Source organism: Pseudomonas sp. Pseusp88 (assembly GCF_047303955.1).
Lineage (GTDB): Bacteria > Pseudomonadota > Gammaproteobacteria > Pseudomonadales > Pseudomonadaceae > Aquipseudomonas.
In genome coordinates this window covers 402,737-425,070 of the sequence record NZ_JBGLYM010000002.1, presented here as the reverse complement: position 1 = coordinate 425,070, position 22,334 = coordinate 402,737, and the positions used below count along the sequence as shown (strand labels likewise).

General features: G+C 55.7%; 20 protein-coding genes. 11 read left to right on the top strand and 9 right to left on the bottom strand.

Annotated features, from left to right (window positions below):
- Positions 1-190: 190 nt before the first annotated feature.
- Together drt2 and ACCD02_RS04385 are read left to right on the top strand one after the other, a co-directional pair.
- Positions 191-1,468 carry an antiviral reverse transcriptase Drt2 gene (gene drt2 / locus ACCD02_RS04390; RefSeq protein WP_413298752.1) on the top strand — a complete coding sequence of 426 codons (1,278 nt, stop codon included), beginning with the start codon at positions 191-193 and terminating at the stop codon, positions 1,466-1,468.
- A 499-nt stretch (positions 1,469-1,967) separates the two neighbouring features.
- A complete protein-coding gene (locus ACCD02_RS04385) occupies positions 1,968-3,326 on the top strand; it encodes a GrpB family protein (protein ID WP_413298751.1) in 1,359 nt (452 codons plus the stop codon).
- Positions 3,327-3,797: 471 nt separating this feature from the next.
- On the opposite strand, the gene ACCD02_RS04380 is transcribed toward ACCD02_RS04385, so the two are convergent.
- Both ACCD02_RS04380 and ACCD02_RS04375 read right to left on the bottom strand, forming a co-directional pair.
- Entirely contained in the window at positions 3,798-4,073 is a 276-nt protein-coding gene (locus ACCD02_RS04380; protein ID WP_413298749.1) for a type II toxin-antitoxin system RelE/ParE family toxin, read from the bottom strand.
- Positions 4,074-4,275: 202 nt separating this feature from the next.
- A complete protein-coding gene (locus ACCD02_RS04375) occupies positions 4,276-5,202 on the bottom strand; it encodes a LysR family transcriptional regulator (RefSeq protein WP_413298748.1) in 927 nt (308 codons plus the stop codon).
- 112 nt (positions 5,203-5,314) lie between these two features.
- On the opposite strand from ACCD02_RS04375, the gene ACCD02_RS04370 reads away from it, so the two are divergent.
- The 5 genes from ACCD02_RS04370 to ACCD02_RS04350 are packed head-to-tail and all read left to right on the top strand — an operon-like array spanning position 5,315 to position 10,169.
- A complete protein-coding gene (locus ACCD02_RS04370; RefSeq protein ID WP_413298747.1) occupies positions 5,315-6,505 on the top strand; it encodes a CaiB/BaiF CoA transferase family protein in 1,191 nt (396 codons plus the stop codon).
- Between the two features lie 16 nt (positions 6,506-6,521).
- A complete protein-coding gene (locus ACCD02_RS04365; RefSeq protein ID WP_413298746.1) occupies positions 6,522-7,487 on the top strand; it encodes a hydroxymethylglutaryl-CoA lyase in 966 nt (321 codons plus the stop codon).
- Positions 7,484-7,876 carry a VOC family protein gene (locus ACCD02_RS04360; RefSeq protein ID WP_413298745.1) on the top strand — a complete coding sequence of 131 codons (393 nt, stop codon included), beginning with the start codon at positions 7,484-7,486 and terminating at the stop codon, positions 7,874-7,876. Before ACCD02_RS04365 ends, ACCD02_RS04360 begins: the two co-directional genes overlap by 4 nt.
- Positions 7,877-7,889: 13 nt before the next feature.
- Entirely contained in the window at positions 7,890-8,831 is a 942-nt protein-coding gene (locus ACCD02_RS04355) for a D-2-hydroxyacid dehydrogenase (protein WP_413298744.1), read from the top strand.
- Between the two features lie 39 nt (positions 8,832-8,870).
- Entirely contained in the window at positions 8,871-10,169 is a 1,299-nt protein-coding gene (locus tag ACCD02_RS04350; protein ID WP_413298743.1) for a dicarboxylate/amino acid:cation symporter, read from the top strand.
- Positions 10,170-10,313: 144 nt separating this feature from the next.
- Here the strand turns inward: ACCD02_RS04350 and ACCD02_RS04345 are convergent, their stop codons facing one another.
- The 3 genes from ACCD02_RS04345 to ACCD02_RS04335 all read right to left on the bottom strand — a co-directional run bounded on the left by ACCD02_RS04345 (position 10,314) and on the right by ACCD02_RS04335 (position 13,440).
- Positions 10,314-11,531, bottom strand: coding sequence for an MFS transporter (locus ACCD02_RS04345; RefSeq protein WP_413298742.1), 1,218 nt, complete (start codon positions 11,529-11,531; stop codon positions 10,314-10,316).
- A gap of 38 nt (positions 11,532-11,569) precedes the next feature.
- A complete protein-coding gene (locus ACCD02_RS04340) occupies positions 11,570-12,688 on the bottom strand; it encodes a sensor histidine kinase (protein WP_413298741.1) in 1,119 nt (372 codons plus the stop codon).
- Between the two features lie 62 nt (positions 12,689-12,750).
- A complete protein-coding gene (locus tag ACCD02_RS04335) occupies positions 12,751-13,440 on the bottom strand; it encodes a response regulator transcription factor (protein ID WP_413298740.1) in 690 nt (229 codons plus the stop codon).
- A 96-nt stretch (positions 13,441-13,536) separates the two neighbouring features.
- Between ACCD02_RS04335 and ACCD02_RS04330 the strand changes: the two genes are divergently transcribed.
- Genes ACCD02_RS04330 through ACCD02_RS04315 form a run of 4 tightly spaced genes read left to right on the top strand, consistent with a single transcriptional unit; the run spans position 13,537 to position 20,065 of the window.
- A complete protein-coding gene (locus ACCD02_RS04330) occupies positions 13,537-15,021 on the top strand; it encodes an efflux transporter outer membrane subunit (RefSeq protein WP_413298739.1) in 1,485 nt (494 codons plus the stop codon).
- A complete protein-coding gene (locus ACCD02_RS04325; protein WP_413298738.1) occupies positions 15,018-15,857 on the top strand; it encodes a MipA/OmpV family protein in 840 nt (279 codons plus the stop codon). Before ACCD02_RS04330 ends, ACCD02_RS04325 begins: the two co-directional genes overlap by 4 nt.
- Positions 15,858-15,874: 17 nt before the next feature.
- On the top strand, positions 15,875-17,005 hold the full coding sequence (locus ACCD02_RS04320) for an efflux RND transporter periplasmic adaptor subunit (RefSeq protein WP_413298737.1): 1,131 nt from the start codon (positions 15,875-15,877) through the stop codon (positions 17,003-17,005).
- Between the two features lie 3 nt (positions 17,006-17,008).
- Complete coding sequence (locus ACCD02_RS04315) at positions 17,009-20,065, top strand: efflux RND transporter permease subunit (protein ID WP_413298736.1); 3,057 nt, start codon at positions 17,009-17,011, stop codon at positions 20,063-20,065.
- Here the strand turns inward: ACCD02_RS04315 and ACCD02_RS04310 are convergent.
- From ACCD02_RS04310 to ACCD02_RS04295, 4 genes are read right to left on the bottom strand one after another with little or no spacing between them, the layout of a single operon-like run.
- Positions 20,041-20,802, bottom strand: coding sequence for a hypothetical protein (locus ACCD02_RS04310; protein WP_413298735.1), 762 nt, complete (start codon positions 20,800-20,802; stop codon positions 20,041-20,043). The two genes, ACCD02_RS04315 and ACCD02_RS04310, sit on opposite strands and share 25 nt — an antisense overlap.
- Positions 20,803-20,818: 16 nt before the next feature.
- Positions 20,819-21,253, bottom strand: a complete 435-nt coding sequence (locus tag ACCD02_RS04305; protein ID WP_413298733.1) for a hypothetical protein — start codon at positions 21,251-21,253, stop codon at positions 20,819-20,821.
- The gene (locus ACCD02_RS04300) at positions 21,250-21,639 is read right to left on the bottom strand and encodes a hypothetical protein (protein ID WP_413298732.1); all 390 of its coding nucleotides are present in this window, start codon (positions 21,637-21,639) and stop codon (positions 21,250-21,252) included. Before ACCD02_RS04300 ends, ACCD02_RS04305 begins: the two co-directional genes overlap by 4 nt.
- Before the next feature lie 33 nt (positions 21,640-21,672).
- A complete protein-coding gene (locus ACCD02_RS04295) occupies positions 21,673-22,245 on the bottom strand; it encodes a hypothetical protein (RefSeq protein ID WP_413298731.1) in 573 nt (190 codons plus the stop codon).
- Positions 22,246-22,334: the final 89 nt, after the last annotated feature.

Here is a 22,334-nt window from a genome sequence, read left to right as displayed (position 1 = left end):
CATTGAGCACCTCCAAGCATTACGCAAACAGTGATACTGACATTATACGTCATCCCTAGCAGTTGCGGCCTAGTTCATATAGCTTAGATACCTGTATGAGTGGATAGTGTGGGGAACATTTAAGATTAGCCGGTGAGGCGCTCAGGATTGCCGCCATCCGAGTCTCACCGGTTGGCTTGATAGGGAAATCATGGAAGAGAATAGCTGGTATAAAGCTCGGCACTATTTGCATTTCGACCGTCCTGTTGGTTTGCGAGTTGCCTTAGAGTACGTATCCAACCCGGCGAAGGTGTGCGTGCATTCGTTCTATCCGTTTATTCGCAACGCCACCATAACGAAGAAGACAAAATATCATCCTCTGCCTCGGGTTTTTGAGGTTGTGGAAAAAGTCCGACCCATATCCTATGCAGCTCACATGGATTCCAATATCTATGCGTACTACTCCTCCATCTTGTCATCGAAGTATGAGGAAAAGCTCAAGACGCATGGCCTCCACACATCTGTACTCGCTTTTCGATCTTTAGATGGGCAGAACAATATTCACCATGCGCACAATGCCTTCCAAGAAATAAAAGCTCGTGAAGAGAGCAGTGTTTTATGCTTTGATATTGAAAAGTTCTTCGATAGGCTGAATCACGAATATCTTAAAAAGGTATGGAAGGAAGTACTAGACGTCTCTAGTCTGCCTCATGATCACTATGCCGTATTCAAAGCTATTACAAGATATTCTTCCGTAAACAGATCAGATGCTTTTAAGGCTTTAGATATTTCTTTACATAATCCCAAGGTCGACAACAAAAGGCTCTGTAGCCCAGCTGAGTTTAGAGCGCTGATTAGAGGTCGCGAGTTGATCACAGCTAATCACGAAAAATATGGCATCCCACAAGGATCACCCATCAGTGCGATTCTTTCCAATATTTATATGCTTAACTTTGACAGAGCGATGCTCCTGTTTCTCTCCAAAACAGAGTCCGTATACTACCGGTATTGTGACGACATAATGATTATTTGCCCCATACAGGCCCAGGATGAAATCCAAGAGTGCGTTGAAAAAGAGATTAGAAAAATGCTTCTTGATGTTCAGCACAAAAAAACTGACGTACAGCAGTTTACTCGGGATGCCTCTGGTAAACTTAGGACTGAAAGACCGATTCAGTATCTAGGTTTTATATTTGACGGTGATCGCGTTTTTATTCGGCCTGCATCTCTCACCCGCTACTATAAAAAGATGAAGTCCAGGGTGGGGTTGGCGAAAAAAACAAAGGATCGAATTAACGGTTTTCGACGTGAGCGAGGAGAGGAAGATAAGGGGCTTTTTTTACGTGCTATATATAAAGGATATACCCATCTAGGGCGTAGGAACTTCATCACTTATGGCTACCGCGCGGCCAAAATTATGGATTCTAAAACTATAAGGCAGCAGTTGCGCGCCCATTGGCGGAAGGTTCAGCAAGAAATAGCTTTTTAAAACTAGAGATTTTGTTGCGAGGTAGTTTTTCTCCTAGTCTCGCGGATGTATGAGAGTATTTCAGATGTCCGATGAGAGTCGAATCACTAAGGCTGTTGATTTTAGTTTTGTAGCCGTTTTGCTTCGCACTCGGGACTCCATAGCCGCTCAATCGTCCATATGGCTGGACTCCCGAAAGCCGAAACGTAGGCTCGGTTAACGACAACCTTTACCTGCCCTGAGGAAATCCAGTGAAAGTTGGGTATCGGTAGCATTAAGGGTGGCCTACTCAGCGAGAATTATGGCATATGGCTACTTTGACGGATCAGCCTGTAGGTCAAGGATGATTTGTGGAGGACAACTGCTCCCTTTCTACTCTCAAGCAAGCGGTTATGCGGGAGCGTAAAAATACGGCCGAATAGGGCTGTCTTGAGGGGGGGCTAACGCCCATCGCAAGGTATGCAAATGCACCAGTTAGCCCCATTGTGATGGGTTGTGGTCAGATGGAGGTGAGGGCAAGGTGAATACAGTAAACATCTGTGATTATAGTGAAACTTGGGCTCAGAATTTTTCTGATGAGTCTAGGCTGATTAAGTCGACCATCAGCTTTACAAAAATTTATATTGATCATGTGGGCTCAACATCAGTCAAAGGTTTGTCCAGTAAACCTATCGTGGATATGCTGATATCAATTAGTGACTGGACTGTGATCGAGAAGCTTTTGAGTGAGTTAATCGCTCTGGGGTATCATATTCGCGAAAAATGCAATGATACCCCAAGGATATTTCTGGCGAAGTATGCTTCCGATGACTCGGGCTCGTATCATGTTCACGTCTGCAAGCCGAATAGCCGCTGGGGGAGAAATATGCTCATTTTTAAAAATGAGCTCGTGACTGATAAAGAATTTGCTAAAACGTATGTTGATTTGAAGAGGCGGCTCGCCATTGCTTATCATAATAACGTTCAAGGCTATGGGGAGGGTAAAAAGAATTTTATTGATGGGAGGTTGAGAGAAATTGACGGGGAGTTTAGCGTAGATCGTTTGCTAAGTCATCAGCGTGCTGAGTCTAATAGAGCGGAACGATTGCAAATATTGATGATCATGGCTCAGCTATCGATAGCAGTAATTGCCGCCTTTTCGGTTTATTCGAATGATAATAAATATCTATTCGTATACGCTATTGCAGGCTTTGTTCTCATGCTTGTTTGGTTTTATTTAAGCCAGTGGCAATTATCACACCGATCCGCTGGCGATCAGGCTCGTAGAGCAGTCCTACTCATGAGTGGACTAGAAATGGTACCGTCCGCAGGGCAACAACTCAGGATCAGCGATGGATTCAAGGTAGACGTTCCTCCAAAGAGTCATCGGCGTGAAGAGGATCATTTTGCCACCCGAGAAACACCTGGCGATAAACGCTTAGCCGAGATGATTGAAGAATCATCGTACTGGACTCGAGATCTTCAGAGAACAAGCTCTAAAGTAATGGCAGCTTTGCTTTTTGCTTTTGTGGCTACGGTGCTGGGAGTAAGCGGTGCTGCTGTAGCTTCGTTTGAGTCGGATAACCTGATATCACTATCTCGAGTGATGATTGCGATAATGGTTTTTGTGATCTCGTCTGACGCCCTAGGTCTGTTGCTTTCCTACAAAAACTCCGCGTCGACGATTGATGAGGTGTTTAAACGGGTTGAAGCGGTGGCTTCAAGGGGGTATGAAAAATCTGATGTTCTACTACTTATGTCGGACTATAACGCAGCAATTGAAAGAGCACCCGCCACGTTGCCTTGGGTGTATAGGTGGAGTCACACAGCGCTGAATAGACGATGGCAGGCGTATATGGAGGCAAAATTAGTTGGCGGCTTGGAAGAAAATGCTGATTAGGAAATTAAGTTTCGCAGAGCACAGGTTTTGCGGGCGAAGGAGCGTTTGGCATACTGTCCTGCGTTTCCTAGCACATGGTCTAACAGGTGCCTTTTTCCGGCTTTTGCTTATCGCCGCTGGTGATGGCCAGTGGCGAATAAATAGCCGCAGCGGGCCAGTCGTTAATCATAGCTGGTGCAGAGGGTAAGTGTGATTGAAGGGAGGCAAACGACTAGCCCATTTCGTAGATTCTACCATTTCGTGGTGCGGCCTAGATCTTGAGCTGAGCGATGATTTCTCCACGTCGGGGCGTGTCTCGGCTTGTGGCCAGCCGTAAGCGAGATGTGAAGATTTCCTCGCCAGTTCCCTATTGGCGTTCGCTCAATCGCTTAAAAATGGTGCCACCCGAGGGCAACCGCCGACGGTCTAAAATCATTCTACGAGGAAGCACCATGAGCACCAAACGCGGTGATGACAACTGCGCCAACCAGCTTAACGACAACATTCATGGAGTATTCGAGCGATGTAGACGATTTTTCTTTTTACGATGTAACTGACAGCAAACGGGTAGCGATCCAGCACCAGCTCTCGAACGTCAGGGTTTTGCGCTGAGCACCCCATACCTGGAAAGGTTTCCAGTTGCTCAATCGAGGCGAAAATTTCGGCCAGCACCGCATCGGCCCGTTGGAAGCCCACAAGAGGGGCGTAATACTCATGAATCGCATCCAGATCGCTTTCAGCTTTTTCACTCAGCTCGATTTGTAGCACGCGCTACCCACTTTGCTTTAACGGTTTCCAATGCGGTTGTTTTCCCTGCTTCAATGTCGGCCAGTCCTTCGGCAACGGCTTTGACGTGCCAGGATTCTGCTTCTACATACCGAGCCAATTTGTCCTGCGTTGCCGCGTTCTTTTCTGGTAGCTGATAGTTTCGACTCGCATGAGCCGGCGCTTCTGATCATTCGTCATTAAGTCAGGCCGACTCTTTCATGAAGGGGGCGGTCTCAAGGCTACTCAAGTAGCTATACAAGTTAGCGGCCTCGGGCGAGAGCCTGGCGGCATCTGCCACACCGACATACAAGGTGCGGGATGCCCATGGACCATCCAGCGGGATGGCCCTGAGTTTGGACTCGAGCAGTTCAGGGTGAACCGAGCCGATAGGCAATATGCCGATGCCCAGGCCTGCATTGATCATGCGGCAGATGCCATCGAAACTGCTTACCTGAATACGAACCTTTAATATTTTTCCCGTGCTGGCGGCCGCATCGCCGATGCGCTTGAGCAGGGAGCTGCCCTGGTTGAGGGCGACGTAGTCGTAATCCAGGGTCTCTGCGAGGGTAACGCTGTGCATTTGGGCAAGCGGGTGGCTTTGCGGGGCGAGTACGACCAGTCGGTCCCGGCGATAAGGTTTGATTTCCAGGCGTGGGGCAGGGACGTTGTCGGCAAAAATGCCGATCTCTGCTCGCCCATCTTCTACCGCCTGGATGGTCATGTCGCTGAGCGCTTCCTCCATGCCAATCCGGACATGAGGGTTCGCGGCCAGAAATATCGCCAGGTCTTCGGGCAGAAATTGAATGACTGCTGATGTATTGGCGAACAGCCTGACATGCCCGCGCACGCCACTGGCGTAGTCGCTGGCATCGTGCGCCATGCGCTGGGCGCCCTCGAGGATATTACGCGCATGTTCTGCCAGCCCTCGTCCAGCCGGTGTCAGTTGCAGCCCCCGGGGGAGGCGGATGAACAGGGTGCAATTTGTGACTCGCTCCAGTTCGGCAAGGCGTTTGCTCGCGGCAGAGACGGTCATGTGGGCGTGTTCGGCTGCCTTGGTCAGATTTTCGCTGTCCGCCGTCAGCACCAACAGCCGCAATGAAACCAGATCCAGCTGAAGCAAATTGAGCATGACGGCCTCCACGTTTCCATTTTGGAAAGAGTAGTGGAAATCTTTGAAATTCTCAGCCGTTCATTTTGAGGGGAATATTCCAGCGTCGCCCCAAACAAGAACGGAAAACGTCATGAGCCTGCCTCTGGAAGGTATCAAGGTGGTCGAAATGGGACAGCTCATTGCTGGTCCATTCGCCGCAAAAATTTTGGCCGAGTTCGGTGCCGAAGTGATCAAGATCGAGCCGCCGGTTACCGGCGATCCTCTGCGCAAATGGCGTCTGCTGCACGACGGTACGTCGGTCTGGTGGGCAGCCCAATCCCGTAACAAGCAATCGGTGACGCTGGACCTTCGTCAGGCCCAAGCCCATGACGTGGTCAAGAGTCTGATCAAAGATGCAGACATTCTGATCGAAAACTTTCGCCCCGGGACCCTGGAAAAATGGGGCTTGGGGTGGGATGAGCTGTCGGCGATCAACCCCGGGCTGGTCATGTTGCGTGTTTCCGGCTACGGCCAGACAGGCCCGTATCGCGACCTTCCGGGTTTCGGCGTCATTGGTGAGGCCATGGGCGGTTTGCGCCACTTGTCGGGAGAGCCCGGGCGCACTCCGGTGAGGGTGGGCGTATCGATCGGCGACTCGCTTTCGGCACTCCACGGGGTCATCGGCGTGCTGCTTGCCTTGCGTCACAGGGAGCAAAACGCTGGAGCAGGGCAGCAGGTCGACGTGGCGCTGTACGAGTCTGTCTTCAATATGATGGAGAGTCTGATTCCCGAATATTCGGTTTTCGGCACTGTGCGCGAACCTGCCGGCAGTAGCCTGCCAGGCATTGCGCCCACCAATGCCTACCGTTGCCAGGATGGAAAGTACGCGTTGATCGCCGGCAATGGCGACAGTATCTACCGGCGGCTCATGGAAAAGATTGGCCGCCTTGATTTGGCCGATGACCCGGAACTTGCTCAAAACGATGGCCGGGTCCGCCACGTGGCTCGTATAGATGCCGCGATTTCTACCTGGACGGCCGAGCGATCGCTGGACGATGTGTTGGCGGCCCTGAAAGAGGCCAATATCCCGTCCGGAAAAATCTACGACGCCGCCGATATCGCCACGGACCCTCATTACCTGGCTCGTGAAATGCTGCTACCCGGCACGCTGGACGACGGCACTCCGGTCACGCTCCCCGGCATTGTGCCCAAGCTCTCGGCCACCCCCGGTCGTATTCAATCTCGCGCCCCTGCGTTGGGGCAGCACACCGATTCAGTCCTTGAAGGGCTGGGCATCGACGCGAGCACCCGCGAGTCGTGGCGCAGCCGCGGCCTGATCTGATAACGGAGTAGCCCGAATGAAACGCTTGTTCATGCAGGAAGTCGCGACCCGTGACGGCTTCCAGAACGAAAAGACCTTTATTGAAACCGAGCGCAAGATCGCCCTCATCGATGAGCTGAGCCAGTGTGGTTACGCCAAGATCGAAGTGACGTCTTTTACCTCGCCCAAGGCCATTCCCGCACTTCGCGACGCCGAGGCCGTAATGGCCGGGATCAAGCGTCAGCAAGGGGTCGAGTACACCGTCCTGGTGCCGAACGTTCGCGGCGCCGAGCGTGCTCTGGGATGTGGCATCGACGAGGCCAATCTGGTGATGTCGGTGAGCGAGCCGCATAACCGCTCGAATCTGCGCATGACCCGCGAGCAGTCCTTTGTTGAGCTCAAGGATGTCGTCGGCGTCATCGGTAATGGCCCCGTCGCGATCAATGTATCGCTCTCGACGGTGTTCGGCTGCCCCATGCAGGGCGATGTACCCGCCAGCGATGTGCTGGGCTGGGTCGAGCGGTTTGCCGGGCTCGGGGTGCGCGGCATTACCCTGTGCGACACCACGGGCATGGCCTTCCCATCTCAAGTCGAGTCCCTGTCCCGCGACGTGCGCGAACGCTTTCCTGATCTGCAACTGACCCTGCATTTCCATAACACCCGCGGCATGGCGCTGGCCAATACCCTCGCTGCGCTTGAGGCCGGTATCGATCGCTTCGACGCGTCGCTGGGAGGCCTCGGTGGTTGCCCTTACGCGCCGGGCGCCAGTGGCAACGTGTGCATGGAAGACCTGGTGCACATGCTCGACCTGATGGGCTACGACACCGCAATGGATCTTGATCGGGTGCTGGCCGCTTCGGCACAGCTTCCCGGCCTGATCGGGCACGACACGCCAAGCCAGATTCTCAAGGCCGGACGCCGGCTGGATCTGCATCCGATACCGCAACACGTTCATACCTTGAGCAAGCAGGTGGCCAACCCCGATATGGAGCGCGCTCAATGATCGATCATCTTGACCACCTCGTCCTGACAACCATCGATCCGGTCGCCTGCAAGGACTTCTACGTGCGTGTTCTGGGGATGCGTGAAGAGACCTTTGGCAATGGGCGAAGCGCCTTGCGTTTCGGCAACCAGAAAATCAACGTGCATGTGCGCGGCCATGAGTTCGAACCCAAGGCTCACCTGCCTGTTTCAGGGGCTCTGGATCTTTGCTTCATTGCCAGCATCCGCCTTGACGACGTCATCGCGCACCTCCAGGCCCAGGCCTGGCCGATCATTGAAGGCCCTGTGCAGCGCACCGGTGCAACCGGTCCCATCCGCTCGGTCTATGTGCGCGACCCCGATCTGAACCTGATCGAGATTTCCGAGCACCTCGACCAATCATCACAATGAAAGGGTGATCCCTATGAACGTCGTTTTTCTCGATGGCGCAAGTTTGCCATCCCCGATGCCGCGTCCTGATGACGCCGTGATCTGGACGTTTCGCGAAAAAACTGCGCTGGAGCAGGTCGCCGAAGCCCTGGCCGATGCCGATGTGGCGATCACCAATAAAGTGCGGATCGACCGGGTGACACTGGAAAAACTGCCTCGCCTGAAGCTCATCTGCGTTGCTGCGACCGGCTATGACTGCGTGGACGTTGCGGCGTGTCGGGACCTAGGCGTGACGGTGTCTAACGTGCCGGCCTACAGCGCCGTGAGTGTCGCGGAATCTGTGATCGGGTCACTCTTCGCCATGCGGCGGCACTTACTCGCATACAGGGCGTCGTCAGCTACCGCGTGGCCGCAATCCTCGCACTTTTGCGTGCATGGCGCGCCTATTGAGGATCTGCAGGGTTCCACGTTAGGCATCGTTGGCCGTGGTGATATCGGTAGTCGTGTCGCTCGCCTGGCCAGGGCCCTGGAAATCAATGTGCTGTTCGCCGAGCACCGCGGTGCCGCGCGAGTCCGGGAAGGTTACACGGCCTTCGACGAGGTGCTCGCCAAGGCCGACGCCCTGACGCTGCATTGCCCGCTTACGCCGCAAACACGTTACCTGATTGGCGCAGCCGAAATCAGCCGTATGAAGCCTGGCGCGCTGCTCATCAACACGGCTCGCGGTCCGCTGGTTGATGAAAACGCCATCCTCAATGGACTGGCATCGGGTCAGTTGGGCGGCGCTGCATTGGATGTGCTTTACGCCGAGCCGCCGCAGGCCGATCACCCGTTGCTGCATTGCGAGCATCCCAACCTGCTGATTACCCCGCATGTCGCCTGGGCCAGCCAGAGCAGTGTGGTGCGTCTCAAAGCGGTTCTGGCCGCCAACATCCGCGCTTTCAACGTCGGCCAACCGATCAACGAAGTGAGCTGAGCCGTAGCCATCCAATAACAACATCAAGAAGGCAGAGCCATGACAAAAATAATCAGCTCTTCAGTCGATGCCATTGAAGACGCGTCACCCCACCGCAAACCGTTCTATCAGCATCTGTATGTCCAGGTACTCGCGGCGATCATTTGCGGTGTGATCCTGGGGCATTACAGCCCTGGCCTGGGCGAGCAGATGAAGCCTTTGGGCGACACGTTCATCAAACTGATCAAAATGCTTATTGCGCCCATCATTTTCTGCACGGTGGTCAGCGGGATCGCCAGCATGCAGGACCTCAAGCGCATTGGCCGGATCGGCTTCAAGTCTCTCGTGTATTTTGAGGTGCTGACCACCCTTGCACTGATCATCGGGTTGATCGGTGTCAACCTGCTCAAGCCTGGCGTGGGTATGCATATCAACCCTGCGACGCTGGACCCTTCGGCGATTGCCGGTTACGCCAAGGCGGCTCACGAGCAGAGCGTGGTCGGCTTCCTTACCCATATTGTCCCGGGCACGGTGTTCGCTGCGTTTACTGAGGGCGATATTCTTCAGGTGTTGTTCATTTCGGTGCTGTTCGCCTTCGGTCTGCAACTGCTTGGCGACGTTGGCAAGCCGCTTTTGACTACGATCGACCTGATAGCCAAAGCATTTTTCCGGATGCTCAAGATCGTGATGTATCTGGCGCCGCTCGGGGCTTTCGGTGGCATGGCGTTCACGGTGGGCAAGTACGGCATTCAGTCGCTGGGTGCCTATGTAAACCTGCTCATTTGTTACTACGTTACGGGTCTGGTCTTCGTGTTTGTCGTCTTGAACATCGTCGCAAGACTGGCAGGTTTCAGCCTGTGGAAATTTCTCAAATACATACGCGAGGAGTTGGTGCTCGTGCTGGGGACTTCATCGTCCGAATCGGCACTGCCGCGACTCATGGGCAAACTGGAAAAGCTTGGCTGTGAGAAGTCTACCGTGGGGCTGGTCGTACCTTCCGGTTACTGCTTCAACCTCGATGGAAGTTGCATCAACATGACGGTGCTGGCGATCTTCATTGCTCAGGCACTGGACATTGATGTGTCGCTTTATCACCAGGTGACGTTGTTGTTGATTCTATTGCTCACCTCCAAGGGCGCAGCGAGCGTCACGGGTGGTGCTTTCATCACTCTCGCGGCAACGCTGGGGTCGATCGATGTGATACCTGCGGCAGGACTGGTTCTGGTCCTCGGCGTCTACCGTTTTATCTCTGAGGGCGGAGCGTTGATCAACGTCATTGGTAACGGCGTCGCGACGCTGTTTGTCGCGCGTTGGGACGGTGCTCTGGATCGCGAGCAGCTCAAGCGCGAATTGGGATAGTTTCCACGCTGATGGCATGTGTTCCGGGCCACCACGCATGGCCCTTGGCAGGTGTCATCGGCGTTTTTATCGGGCAATTTCACCTGCTTGTAGTGGCACGGGTAACACCTGCGGCCTTGCACCGCCCACGTTTCAGGGCCCTGGCTATCGGGCCTCGGGCTGGGTGCCCAGACCGAGCAGATAGGTCAGTACGATTGCCGCAACCAGCAGAACGGTCACCCCGGCCCATTCGAAGTGCGCCCAGGCGAATCCTCCGGCCCAACCCATTACAGCGCCACCGACGTAAAAGGATATGAAGTAGAGCGTTGACGCCTGAGACTTGCCGGTGGTGGCCTGGCGAGACACTGAGCCATTGGCGACAGCGTGCGTGGCGAAGTAGCCGACCGTGAAAAATACCAGTCCCACGACAATCACTGTTAGATGTGGCACCGCCATCATGATCGCGCCAATCGCACACAACGCGAGCGAGCCGATGGTGACGGGTTTGGGGCCATGCCGGTCGGCGAGTTTGCCGGCGCGCGTAGAGGCGTAAATACCTGCCAGATAGGTCATGAACAGCGATCCGGCGAGGGTCTGACTCAATCCGAACGGCGCCTGCGTCAAGCGGAAACCCAGGAAGTTGTAGACCATCACCAGGCTGCCCATCATGAAGAAGCCGGTAACATATGCACGTTGCAGCGCCCGGTTCCTCAGATGTTGCCGGTAGTTCGAAAGCAACAGTGTCCAACTTGTACGTTGGGTAACGAAGTGGCGCGAGCGGGGCAATAGATAGCTGAACAACGCCGCTGAGGTGACGCCTACGACCCCGATGGCCACCAGGCTTGCCCGCCAGCCCCAGGCGTCTGCGACGAAGCCCGCAAGTACGCGTCCGGCCATTCCGCCGATGGCGGCTCCGCTTACGTAAACCCCCGCCGCGTAGCCGGAGTCGGACGATGCGATCTCTTCAGCGATATAGGCCATGGCAATCGCCGGGACTCCGCTGAACGCGGCACCCTGTAGTGCACGGTAGAACAAAAAGGTGTTCCAGCTATCTGCGGTCGCCGACGCAACGCACATCAGCCCTGAGGTCACCAGCGACGCCACCAATACTTGCTTGCGACCCAGCCGCTCCGAAACCACGCTGGCAAAAGGCATTAGCAGTGCCAGTACGCCAATATTGATAGACAGCGAGAGACTGGCCTGAGCCGGAGTGATCGAGAATGCGTGGGTAAAAAGAGGCATCAATGGCTGGACGCAGTTCATCAGCGCGAACGTCGACAGCCCGGCCAGGACCATGCAAATGGCTATCGCCCGGAAGGCAGACGTACCACGCTTGATCTTGTCGGTATCCGGGCGCGGGAGAGGGGATGGCTCTGAAGTCATGCTGATAGCGTTTCCAGTGGTCGTTCAATGGCGAGCGTTTATAACGCAAGTTTTACGTTAATTGATGCCCCGCCTCCTGTTCTGTTAATGACGGCAATGCTTCCACCATGGGCATGGCAGATGGCACTGGCGATCGACAGGCCTAAACCGCTCCCGCCCGAATGTCTGGCACGAGAGCGTTCTGCGCGCCAGAAGCGCTCGAATACTTTTTCACAATCTTCAGCTGCAATGCCTGGACCCCGGTCAGCGAAGCTGAGTACGACCGTCTGATCGACAGGAGAGGCGGTAATTTCAAGGACTTTCCCCTGGGCGGCATAGCTTAAAAAATTATCGATCATGATGCTTACGACCTGGCCAATCCGGTCTCTGTCTGCGTTCAGCCGCAGGGTGTCAGGTAGTTGCACTATCGGGACGACCCCTGCGGCTTCAAGTGGCGCACTGAACCATGCCAGACGCTCCTGGATCAGGTTTTTCAGGTTGAACTCGGTTTTTTTCAGCACCAGTTGCCCTGCCCGGGCAAGTGAGAGCAGGTGCAGGTCGTCCACCAGCTTGTTCAACTGATTAAGTTGACGCCTGACCATTTCCAGTTGATTGATGTCGCAGGGGAAAACATCGTCAATCATCCCCTGGACGCGTCCCATGGCCGCATTCAATGGCGTTCGCAATTCATGGGCAATCACAGCACTCGACTCACGCACTTCCTGCTCATATCGCTCCAGTTGAGTCGTCATACTGTTGAAGTCGATGATCAGGCATTGAAGCTCTTCCGGTGCTTTAGGGTTCAACGGCAGCCGTGTCTTGAAGTTTCCTTGTGCGACCTGACGTGCCACTTGAGCAATGGCAGAGAACTGGCTGGATAAAGAGCGTGAAAATAGAAAGCCGCACAACAGAATGAGCGGAATGGCGGCGATGACCAGACTTGCCAGCAGCAGCCAGTCGTTATCGGCAACACCGGGCAAAAAGTTTTCAATCGGCGAGTATTGAATAAACAGCTGCCAAAGCCGGGCTTCATTGAGATGTGGGTTGCTCTGTAAATGTTCGAATTCTGTCCGAGCATCGGGAGGGATCTGTGCCAGCGCTGCCCATTCCACCAGCGAGAAATGCACCCACATGCCGAATGCGATCGCTACCACTGCGCCGATGGCCAGCATGCTCATGCGCAGGCCAACCCAGTGCCAGAGGGGCGTAGGTTTGCGTTTGGCTGGAGGTCGTGTGGCGTTCATCTGAAGCGATATCCGATGGAGCGTACGGTCACCAGTACCCCTTCAATCTGATGGGCTTCCAGCTTGCGACGCAAGTTGTGGATGTGAGCATCGATGACCCTCGCCAGCGCTTCACTTTCCGGCATGCAGGCTTCCAGTAGTTCCTCGCGGGTGAAGGCCTTGGCGGGGGTGCTCAACAGCGTCGTCAATAGCTTGAATTCGGTGGGCGTGAGATCAAGTGGTAACAATACGCCGTTGGCTTGTTCAATATTCGCGGTGTAAGCGTCTGTATCCACCCGTAGATGCTGGTGGCGAAGATATTTCTCGGCGACAGGTGTCTGGTTCGATCGGCGCAATACCGCGTGTACCCGTGCAACAACTTCCTTGGGGTTGTAAGGTTTGACTACATAGTCGTCGGCACCATAACGCAAAGCCCCCAGTTTTTCGGGCTCATCACCCATGGCCGTGACCATGATCACTGCCGTGTCACTGCAACGCCTCACCGTTGCCAGCACATCGGTGCCGCTGATCCTGGGGAGCATGATATCAAGCAATATCAGGTCGGGTTGCCATTGTCGATGCAGTTCTATTGCTCGTTGTCCATCTTCGGCCAGTGCAACCTCAAACCCATCCCGGCGCAAATAAGCCTCAAGAATACTAGCGCTGTCAGCATCGTCTTCGACGATCAAAATGCGTTTTCCCGACACGTTAGTTGCCTCTTGATCAAGTCTTGATATTTCGTAAACCGTTTATTGAAACTGCGGGCATAGGCTTCACCCCGACCACAATGTCGCGAAGATCCTATGCCTACTTACACATCACTGTCCAAGCTAATCCGAACGCTTCATTTGGCGATGATGGCTCTGCTCGTCACGGCATGTTCGCTGGCACCGACTTATCAGAGACCTGCGCTGCCAGTCCCCGCTGACCAGTCCTCGAGTGTGCCGGAGTTGAAGCCGGCAGAGTACGGGGCGCAAACCGAGCTCTCTCAAGAGGAGCAGGCGCTGGTCAAGGATTTAACACCCAATGGTGAGCTCCGAAACTGGGTTCGGCTGGCTTTGAATTACAACCGTGACCTGCGTTTGACAGCGTTGAGGGTCAAAGAAGCTCAGGCCACGTACCACATTTCCCGGACTGAACGCATACCCACCCTGGGCGGGAGCGTTGAACGCGATCATCAGCACTTTGACGACGCCGCTGCGCAAGAGCGTTACGGTCAGGACATCGCGATTGCTTCGGTCGGCGTTTCCGATTTTGAGCTGGATTTTTTCGGTCGCGTGCTCAGCTTGTCGGAGGCCGCACGCCACGATTATCTGGCCACACGTTACGGCCAGCAGGCGGCCAGAAGTGCCCTGGTGGCCGAAGTGGCCCGTGTTTATCTTTCCGAGCAGCTGTCAGCAGCGCTGCAAGTCGATGCCCAGCGTATCGACGAGGCCCGGCAAGGCATGCTGCACAGGGTTGAGGATCAGCAGCGCCTTGGCGCCGCGTCCCTTGATGATGTAGCGGTGCAGCGTGTCGAGACCGAACGCTCGCATCAGCAGTTGGCAGACGCGGTGGCGACTCATGCCAGAGCCTCCCAGGCGCTGATACTGCTTGCCGGATATTCCGCACCCTTGCCCCAGACAAGCACGGCGGTGGAGCTTGCGAGCAGCGATGTCGTCGTTCCGGCCTGGCTTGTCGATATGCCCTCGCAACGCTTGCTGGAACGCTTCGATGTACGCCAGAGCGAGGAGTCACTCAAGGCTGCCAACGCGAACATTGGTGCGGCAAGGGCAGCGTTCTTTCCTTCGATCAAATTGAGTACCGGCATCGGCGTGCAGAGCGACAGTTTGCGCACGCTTTTTAGCAGCGGCAGCGGTACCTGGTTGTTTAGCCCGCAATTGAATCTGCCGCTGTTCGATGGCGGACGCAATCGTTCGAACCTGAGTCTGGCGAAGGTGCGCAAACAGATAGCGGTTGCCGAGTACGAGAAAACTGTCCAGCTCGCATTTCGTGAAATGGCCGATGTGTTGATCGAGCGGCAGCAGGTGCTTGATCGCCTGCGCAGTGCAACGGAACTGAGTCGTCTGGCTCAGGAAAAAGCCCGGCGCACCTTGCTTGTATTTGCAACTGGTGACGCTGATCGCGCGAGTGTTCTGGCGTCCACCGTCAGCATCGCTCAGGTCGATATGGCGTGGCGCGAGTCACGTCAGGCGCTGTTGCTCAATCGACTGAACATTTATCGCGTGCTTTGCGGAGCAAGTGCCGCACCAGCCCAACCCCAACCTGAAACTGGAACCTCACTATGAATGGTCTGACCAAGCACATCCAACCGTCCCATCAATGGGCAAAACTACTCTCGGCGTCATTGGCTCTGCTCTGCAGTGTTGGCAGTCACGCAGATGATTCTTCTACCCATCCAGACCAAAGTATTTTCGGTGACAAGACCAGCTTCACATTGGGATTGGGCGCCGCCGTTTTGCCGCGTTATATGGGTTCGGATAAATACCGGAGTCAGATACTGCCGGTTGTGACGGTGCAGCGAGGTATTTTTTTTGCGGACTCCGTCCATGGCCTGGGTCTGCAACTTGAAACCGCGTCAGGATTCAGCGCAAGTGCTGCCCTTAATTACGACTATGGCCGCAGTGAAAAAAACAGCAATGGTCGACCTGGTTCCACTGAGTTGAAGGGCATGGGCACTGTGGGTGGTGCAACAGTGGCTGACTTTAATGTGGGCCAACAGATTCTTCCGTGGCTATCGGCGAGTGCTGAAGCGGAATTGCGTGTGGCGGGTGAGCGACGTGGCAATCGCTATCGTCTGGGCGTCGAAGGCATTGCCTTTCACAGTGATCGAGACTCGCTCACCCTTGATCTGGATGCCCACGCGGGTGACGGGCGTTACAACCAGACCTATTTCGGTGTGACACGACTGCAAAGCCGACTCTCCGGGTTTTCCTCGTTTAGTGCGGACAGTGGCATTTATGCCTATTCCGCTGCCCTTAACTGGCTGCACACGTTCGATCCGCACTGGTCAACTCTGGCCAGCCTGGGTGTAACGCATTACACCGATCAGACACGCGGCAGTCCGCTGGTGAAAACCGATGCCGAAGGCACCGGGTTGTTTGCGCTGAACTACACATTTTGATGGCGCGGGAGCCAGTCATGCCACGCCATCTCAATGCGTTCTACCGTGTGGGCAGGGTGCTACGGTCAAGTTGTTGTTATCTGGGCTTCACTGTTGTAGTGCTCAGTGGCTGCTCCCGTGAACAGCCTGAGTCCCCACAGACGGTTCGTGCGGTCAAGGTCGAGAGGGTCAAGGATGCTGTGGATGACGGCCTGCCTTTCACTGGCATTGTCCGACAGCGACAGAGTGCGGCTTTGGCTTTTGAGTCGGGAGGGCGATTGTCAGAGTTGCATGTTGATGTCGGTGATTCGTTCGCGGCTGGGCAAGTCCTTGCCTCACTTGATCGGCAGCCTGCGCGGCTGCGTTTGCAACAGGCGCAGGCTACTGCTCGATTTGCTCAGGCACGCGCCAACGAGCGTAAAAGTAATTATCAGCGTCAACAGCAACTGTTTGCCGCCGGCAATGCTGCTCAAGCCGTTGTTCAGGAATCCGAAGTGGCGTATCAGCAGGCGCTCGCCGAGCAAAGCCGGGCGCAGTCGGACCTCTCATTGGCTAACCGTGAGTTTGAGCGCGGCCAAATGATTGCGCCGTTCGCCGGCCGCGTGGTTGCCCGGCGAGCGGAGCGATTTGCCGAGTTGACGTCTGGTCAGATAGTCCTTGAAGTCGAAGGGCGCGATGACTTGCAGATCGTGGCTGCCGTCCCTGTCGATCAAGTCGAGCGTTTCAAGGTCGGTGACAGCGCCACCGCGTACAAGACGGCAAACCCTTCTGACGGGGTTGAGTTGGTCCTTGAGGGGATATCGCCGCGGGCCGATAACGGTCTGCTTCAGCCCTGTATTTTCCGTCTGCGTGATCCAGTCGCAGCACTCTCAAGTGGCTTGACCGTTCTGATAAAAGTGAATGCCAAGGCACCTCTTCGGCTCAGCGTGCCAGTGCAGTCATTGATGCCCGGGGCAGACAGTTCCAGCGCTCAGCTATTTGTTTTTCAGCCAGATACCGGGCGTGTCGCGCTTCGCACTGTATCGATTTCGCAGATCGATAACGGACAGGCCTTGATCAGCACGGGGGTGGCCAGCGGAGAGTCTGTGGTGACGGTCGGTACCGCTTTTCTCTCCGACGGACAGGCAGTGAGCCTGTTCCAGTCGACTTCCAGTCTGTCCCGGAACTGACCCATGAACCTTACTCGCAGTGCAATGGGGGCCAGCCGCCTGACCCTTTTCATCTCAATTCTGATCATCGTTGCCGGGGTCTTTACCTTTGTGACGTTTCCCTCCCAGGAGGAGCCATCCGTCACGGTTCGCGATGCCATGGTCAGTCTTGCCTACACAGGGATGTCGGCTGAGCGGGCAGAAGAGCTATTGGCCAGGCCAACCGAGGAAAAGCTGCGTGAGTTGCCTGAAGTCAAAAGATTAACCACCACTGTACGGCCCGGCAGCGTGATTATTCAGCTGACGGCTTACGATGACGTCAAACATCTGGATATGTTGTGGCAGCGCGTAAGGGCCAAGCTGGGTGAGTTGAGCCCTGGTCTGCCGCAAGGCACTCAAGGCCCTTATGTGGATGATGACTTTGGGCGAGTGGCGGTGGCGTCTGTTGCCGTAACGGCGCCGGGTTACAGCATGAGTGACGTGCGTGGAGTGATCAAACGTCTGCGTGACCGGCTTTACGCGTTGCCGGGTGTCGATCAAGTCGGCATCTACGGCTTGCAGGATGAGCAGCTATATCTGGAGTTCAACCGACAACGCCTCGGTGCCAGTGGGCTCTCTGTGCAGCAATTGGTGCAGCAGCTGCAAAGCCAGAACGTCATCGCGCCGGGCGGTACGCCGGTTATTGGCGAGCAGAGCACCACGCTGACTGTGAGTGGCGAGGTGTTTGGCCCGGCACAACTGCGTGGCTTGCCGATTAAACTCGGCAGTGGTGAAAGTGTGCCGCTTGAAAGTCTCGCGAACGTTTTTGTAGCCCTCAAGGATCAGCCGGACACCGCAGCGGTGTATCAGGCTCAGGATGCGGTGGTGCTGGCTGTGTCCATGCAATCGGGACTGAATATCGAGGCGTTCGGCAAATCCCTGCGTGTACGACTCTCTGAGCTCGAACAACAACTGCCCTTGGGCTTTTCCCTGCATGTGGTGACTTTCCAGCCTGATGTCGTCCATCACCAGATGCAAAAAATGCAGCATGTCATGATGGAAACCATCGCAATTGTGATGTGCGTGGTGATGTTGTTCCTGGGGTGGCGCACCGGTCTTGTCGTCGGTGCAATTGTGCCGCTGACGATCCTGGGCACCTTGTTAGTCATGCGCGCGCTGGCAGTTGAACTGCAAACCGTGTCCATCGCAGCGATCATTCTTGCGCTGGGTTTACTGGTTGATAACGGCATCGTGATTGCCGAGGATATCGAGCGTCGCTTGCATGCGGGCGAGGATCGTCGCCAGGCATGCGAGGAGGCCGGCCGAACGCTGATGATGCCGCTGCTCACTTCGTCGTTGGTGATTGTTCTTGCCTTTTCACCGTTCTTTTTAGGCCATACCAGCACTAACGAATACTTGCGTTCATTGGCCGTTGTACTCGCTATCAGCCTGCTCGGTTCATGGCTGCTGAGCGTGACGGTAACGCCCCTGTTGTGTTTTTTCTTCGCCTCGGGCGCGGCTCAAACCGGGCACGCCAACCATTATGACTCCAGGTTTTATCGGGGGTATCGCCGAATTATCGGAGCGCTGCTGAACCATCCTCTTCTGTTTACGGGCAGCATGTCAGGATTGTTGGTCGTTGCGATCATTGTCCTGACCCTCGTGCCTTATGATTTTCTGCCGAAATCGGATCGCATGCAGTTTCAGATCCCTGTCACTCTGCAGCCTGGAAGCAGTTCCCGAGACACATTGCAGGCGGTGCGAGACATCAGTCGATGGCTGAGCACTGACGGGGACGTGGTCAACAGCATCGGGTATGTCGCTGACGGGGGTCCGCGGATCGTTCTGGGGCTTAATCCGCCATTGTCCGCGCCGGACGCTGCTTACTTCACGGTCACTGTTCGGGAAGGGGCAGATATCGACAGCGTCATGCAGAGAACCAGGCAGTACCTGCTTTCCCGCCACCCAGAAGTTCAGGCGCAGCCGATGCGTTTCTCGATGGGCAGCACTGAGGCAGGCGTTGCCATTTATCGCGTACTCGGTCCCGATGAGTTCGTACTTCGGGATATTGCGGCAAAGATCGAAAGCGACCTCAAGGCATTGCCTGGAACTCTTGATGTGCGCGCCGATTGGGGCACGCGCCTGGTGCGCTATACCGTTGCGGTTGACCAGTACAAGGCCAGGCTCGCCGGATTGACCAGCAAGGATATCGCGCAGGCATTGGAGATGCGCAACGGCGGTATGCAGGTCTCATCGATACAGGATGGCGATACCCGAATTCCAATTATTATCGGGGAACCGCCAACGTCGTTGAGCCCTGCCAGTGACCTATGCAGTACGCTGGTTTACCCATCCGGCGGTGGTCAGGCCATAGCGCTCTGCGCTGTCGCGACAATCAAGGCCGAGACCGAGTCTTCGATCATACGGCGTCGCAACATGGAGCGGGTCATCACCGTGGTTGGGCACAACCCGACGCTCACGGCCACCTCCATCATCGAGCGCTTGAGCCCCCGGATCAGCGCATTGAATCTGCCGAGTGGATACCGGATTGAATTGGGTGGCGAGATTGAAGACTCGGCAGAAGCCAATCAGGCCCTGCTGCAGTATTTACCCCATGCTCTTGTCGCGATGCTGCTGCTGTTTATCTGGCAGTTCAACTCATTCAGGAAGCTGCTCATCCTCGTCGCCAGCGTCCCCTTCGTGCTGATCGGTGTCGCAGTCGCGTTGCTGCTGACAGGCGTTCCCTTTGGTTTTATGGCGACCTTCGGCCTGCTTTCTTTGGCCGGAATTATTGTAAACAACGCCGTATTGCTGCTTGAGCGTATTGACGTGGAGCTTGCTCAAGCACTGCCGTTGCATGAGGCTGTGGTCAGTGCTGCCGTTAAACGCCTGCGCCCGATCGTCATGACCAAGTTGACGTGCATCATCGGCCTGGTACCGCTGATGCTGTTCGCGGGGCCGCTGTGGAAAGGTATGGCCATTACCATTATGGGAGGGTTGGCGTTGGGCACGCTGGTGACCCTGGGTTTGATCCCGGTTCTTTATTGGGTCTTGTTTAAAGATAGACCACCTGCGCATCAACCCGCTGTCGGCAATGCGTAAACCGCCTTGTCTGGATCAAAGGGAACATCGAACTCGTCGATTTTCTGGTCGGATTCGAGCTTGATCACATGCAGCGGGAACAGGCCCTTGGCGGCCGGGTCGGCCTTGACGCTGATCTGGTAGGTCACGCCGGGATTTTCTTCGCCCTGGGCCTGGGGAATTCTGCTCAGGTTCTTGAAATCGCTTTTTACCGGCATGAGGATGCTGAAACTGGCATTGGTCACCCCTTGCCAGGTGCCTCCTGTGGTGAACAGCCATGCGTGCTCCCCGGCATTGTTGAGCTGCACCAGCTGGATATCGCTGCAACCGCATTGCCCGGCAAAGCCCAGGGCCATCTCGCTGTCGAACGCCTTGTAGGTCCAGCCCTGGGTGCCTCCCAGGCTGACCTTGAACACGCCCATCAGGCCCGAGTCGGCCTGGCTATAGCTGTAGTCCGGGTTGTCGGCAATGTCTGTGGCATTGACGGCAATCAGGTAAAGCATGCTGACGCCTTTTTCTTCCACGACCTGGGACTTGAGCGGGCGCATGCAGTATTGCGTCAATTCGGCGTTATCGCTTCTGAACGAGTACGCCCAGCAGCTATGCTGGGCGTCATAGGCGCCGTGGTATTGGTCGGCCATTATCTCCCGGATGATGCTCTCGGTATCCGGAGCGGCGGTCGCTGCGGCGCTCACTGGGTTGCAGACGGCGGCGAGTGCGGCCATCAGCGCGGCGGCTATGAATGAGGTGATTTTCACTGTCTGTCTCCGGCGATCACAACGAATCATCCTTTATACGGTACAGCATCCAGCAATCCTGATGACGGAAGAACAACGACAGTTGGTAGTCGGTGTCGGCCTTGGTCAGCTTGATGGTGACTTGATCCGCGCTGCTCGCTGTTTTGCTCAGGCTCAGACCCTGTTTGCGTTGTTGCTGCTCGTTGGGCATCAACGGGAATTGGATCTGCGCCTTGTCCAGTTGCCGTGACACCGGAGCCGGTTCCGGCTCGGCTTCGGGGTCGATGGAGTCGCTTTGCAGGGGGACGCTGACAAAGGCCTTCTGCACCGCGATGTCGTTGGCAAAGTGCTTGAGGAAGCTATCGAAGTCCTGAGCGGGGCAGGCCACCGTCGCAGCGCTTGCAGGCGTCAGTGGCAGGGCGATCAGCGCGGCGAGTACTATTTGGGCGGCGATTGCTCCGGACGTCTTCATTGCAGGGCTTCTGCCCATTTCTTCTGGATCTGCGCGGTGCGTGCCTTGTAGGCCTTGGACAGGCAGGCGGCGTCACTGCACTTGCCTGCCAGGGCGGTGCGCCATTGGTTCTGCTCCTTGCCCATGGGGTCGATCCGCTCGCCGGTATCGCCATCCGTGCCAGTGGTTTCGTCTCTGACTGCCTGAACCAGGTCGAGCATGGTCTGTTCCTGGTTCTTGAGGTCTGCGCTGGCGCAGGCGATGGTTTCCAGTTTGCTCAGCTTGGCACTCTGTTCGTCGCAGCGTTGGGCAAAACCAAAGCCGGGTACGCCGCCTTCTGCATGGGCCAGCGGCGTCAGGGTCGTGGCAGCGAGTAGTAGGGCGTAAAGCGCAGATCGGTGGGTCATTTGCTGTCCTTTTTGAGTTATTGCGCCAGTGGCTCAATGGGCGGGCAGGCCATGTTGGGCGATGCCTTGATCGGCAGGCCACTGGCGGGTAATGCGAAACAGTTCGTCGTCTTCCGATTCGAATACAGTGCCAGCCACGCATTTACTCTGCTTGACCGGTTTTTCCTGGCCATCCTTCTGCACGATCAGGCCCTGATCTTCCAGGCCATAGGAACCAGAGATGGAGTACAGCAGGTATTTGAAGCCACCGTTGTTGAAACCATAGGCAAAGCCGCCGGTATTGCCGGCAAACCCCAGGCTGGTACGAGTGAAGTTGGCCGCACTGGCGTCGCTGGCGGGGTAGCGCAGCTCAGCAGGCTTACCCTGTTTGCCGTAGGCATAATAAAAGCTCGGGGCCTCCGGCCGGGTATTCCCGGTTGCGCAGATCGACACCTGTTTTGTGCCCGAGGCCAGGGTGCAACTGAACAGCACTCGCTCCGCCGCTGCGCACATGGAGGTCGTGCCAGGCTTATCGGCTGCTGACGCCAGGGATGAAAAGATCACCGCGAGGGCGGCTGACACTGCACCGAGCATGATGTGCGCAAGAGCGGGGTTGCGGGCGGTCATAACGAATCCATTCGGGTCGAGAGTGCTGGCAAGTTATTGGCCAGAAGCATCCTGGATGCTGTTTTAGTTATGTTACAAATCCTCTATCT

Bases quoted from the DNA above. Each gene is read 5' to 3' on its own strand.
- drt2 (WP_413298752.1), top strand. From the start codon at position 191: ATGGAAGAGAATAGCTGGTATAAAGCTCGGCACTATTTGCATTTCGAC.
- ACCD02_RS04375 (WP_413298748.1), bottom strand. From the start codon at position 5,202: ATGCTCAATTTGCTTCAGCTGGATCTGGTTTCATTGCGGCTGTTGGTG.
- ACCD02_RS04370 (WP_413298747.1), top strand. From the start codon at position 5,315: ATGAGCCTGCCTCTGGAAGGTATCAAGGTGGTCGAAATGGGACAGCTC.
- ACCD02_RS04365 (WP_413298746.1), top strand. From the start codon at position 6,522: ATGAAACGCTTGTTCATGCAGGAAGTCGCGACCCGTGACGGCTTCCAG.
- ACCD02_RS04360 (WP_413298745.1), top strand. From the start codon at position 7,484: ATGATCGATCATCTTGACCACCTCGTCCTGACAACCATCGATCCGGTC.
- ACCD02_RS04355 (WP_413298744.1), top strand. From the start codon at position 7,890: ATGAACGTCGTTTTTCTCGATGGCGCAAGTTTGCCATCCCCGATGCCG.
- ACCD02_RS04350 (WP_413298743.1), top strand. From the start codon at position 8,871: ATGACAAAAATAATCAGCTCTTCAGTCGATGCCATTGAAGACGCGTCA.
- ACCD02_RS04345 (WP_413298742.1), bottom strand. From the start codon at position 11,531: ATGACTTCAGAGCCATCCCCTCTCCCGCGCCCGGATACCGACAAGATC.
- ACCD02_RS04340 (WP_413298741.1), bottom strand. From the start codon at position 12,688: ATGAGCATGCTGGCCATCGGCGCAGTGGTAGCGATCGCATTCGGCATG.
- ACCD02_RS04330 (WP_413298739.1), top strand. From the start codon at position 13,537: ATGCCTACTTACACATCACTGTCCAAGCTAATCCGAACGCTTCATTTG.
- ACCD02_RS04325 (WP_413298738.1), top strand. From the start codon at position 15,018: ATGAATGGTCTGACCAAGCACATCCAACCGTCCCATCAATGGGCAAAA.
- ACCD02_RS04320 (WP_413298737.1), top strand. From the start codon at position 15,875: ATGCCACGCCATCTCAATGCGTTCTACCGTGTGGGCAGGGTGCTACGG.
- ACCD02_RS04315 (WP_413298736.1), top strand. From the start codon at position 17,009: ATGAACCTTACTCGCAGTGCAATGGGGGCCAGCCGCCTGACCCTTTTC.
- ACCD02_RS04305 (WP_413298733.1), bottom strand. From the start codon at position 21,253: ATGAAGACGTCCGGAGCAATCGCCGCCCAAATAGTACTCGCCGCGCTG.
- ACCD02_RS04300 (WP_413298732.1), bottom strand. From the start codon at position 21,639: ATGACCCACCGATCTGCGCTTTACGCCCTACTACTCGCTGCCACGACC.
- ACCD02_RS04295 (WP_413298731.1), bottom strand. From the start codon at position 22,245: ATGACCGCCCGCAACCCCGCTCTTGCGCACATCATGCTCGGTGCAGTG.